The organism is Sanguibacteroides justesenii (assembly GCF_003204205.1).
Taxonomy (GTDB): Bacteria; Bacteroidota; Bacteroidia; order Bacteroidales; family Marinifilaceae; genus Gabonibacter; species Gabonibacter massiliensis.
In genome coordinates this window covers 1-1,583 of record NZ_QJPL01000020.1, presented here as the reverse complement: position 1 = coordinate 1,583, position 1,583 = coordinate 1, and the positions used below count along the sequence as shown (strand labels likewise).

General features: G+C 56.9%; 1 rRNA gene. It reads right to left on the bottom strand.

Going from position 1 to position 1,583, the window contains the following annotated elements:
• Window positions 1–15: 15 nt before the first annotated feature.
• A 16S ribosomal RNA gene (locus DMB45_RS14560) occupies window positions 16–1,539 on the bottom strand.
• Window positions 1,540–1,583: the final 44 nt, after the last annotated feature.

Sequence of the window (1,583 nt, the reverse complement as noted above, 5' to 3'; positions counted from 1 at the left end):
AAAAAGGAACTCCAGAAAGGAGGTGTTCCAGCCGCACCTTCCGGTACGGCTACCTTGTTACGACTTAGCCCCAGTTACCGGTATTACCCTAGATCGGCCCTCGCGGTTACGAGCTTCAGGTACTCCCGGCTTCCATGGCTTGACGGGCGGTGTGTACAAGGCCCGGGAACGTATTCACCGCGCCATGGCTGATGCGCGATTACTAGCGAATCCAACTTCACGGGGTCGAGTTGCAGACCCCGATCCGAACTAAGACCGGTTTTTGAGATTGGCTCGCCGTTACCGGCTCGCGACCCTCTGTACCGGCCATTGTAACACGTGTGTCGCCCCGGGTGTAAGGGCCGTGCTGATTTGACGTCATCCCCGCCTTCCTCGCACCTTACGGTGGCAGTCTCGATAGAGGGCCCGGCGTTAACCGATGGCAACTATCGATAGGGGTTGCGCTCGTTATGGGACTTAACCCGACACCTCACGGCACGAGCTGACGACAACCATGCAGCACCTTGCAAGTGGTCCCGTGGGAAATAGGTGTTTCCACCTAATGCAACCTGCATTTAAACCCGGGTAAGGTTCCTCGCGTATCATCGAATTAAACCACATGTTCCTCCGCTTGTGCGGGCCCCCGTCAATTCCTTTGAGTTTCATCGTTGCCGACGTACTCCCCAGGTGGCTCACTTTTACTTTCGCTCGACCCCGGACTGTATGTCGCCCAGGGCCAGTGAGCATCGTTTACGGCGTGGACTACCAGGGTATCTAATCCTGTTCGCTACCCACGCTCTCGAGCATCAGCGTCAGTTACAGCCTGGTCAGCTGCCTTCGCTGTCGGGGTTCCAGGTGATATCTATGCATTTCACCGCTACTTCACCTGTTCCGCCAACCTCGTCTGCACTCTAGCCCGGCAGTTTCAACGGCGCGCTACAGTTTAGCTGCAGTCTTTTACCGCTGACTTGTCGGGCCGCCTACGCTCCCTTTAAACCCAATGAATCCGGATAACGCTCGCATCCCCCGTGTTACCGCGGCTGCTGGCACGGAGTTAGCCGATGCTTATTCGTGAAGTACTGGCAGGCGGGGACACGTCCCCGCGGTTCTTCCTTCACAAAAGAGGTTTACAGGCCATGGACCCGTCATCCCTCACGCGACTTGGCTGGTTCAGGCTTCCGCCCATTGACCAATATTCCTCACTGCTGCCTCCCGTAGGAGTCTGGTCCGTGTCTCAGTACCAGTGTGGGGGACCTTCCTCTCAGAACCCCTAGACATCGTCGGCTTGGGGGGCCGTTACCCCGCCAACTACCTAATGTCCCGCGTGCCCATCCGTCACCACCTCGGTTTTAACGTTCATGGCATGCGCCATTCTCGTCTCATGGGGTTTTAGTCCGCGTTTCCACGGGTTATCCCCCGGTGACGGGCAGGTTGCACACGTGTTACGCACCCGTGCGCCGGTCGCCGGCAGAGTGTCGCCACTCCCCGCTGCCCCTCGACTTGCATGTGTTAAGCCTGTCGCTAGCGTTCATCCTGAGCCAGGATCAAACTCTTCATGATAAAAAATCTTTACTTTTTTTGTTCTTCCTGTCCCGGTTTAATTC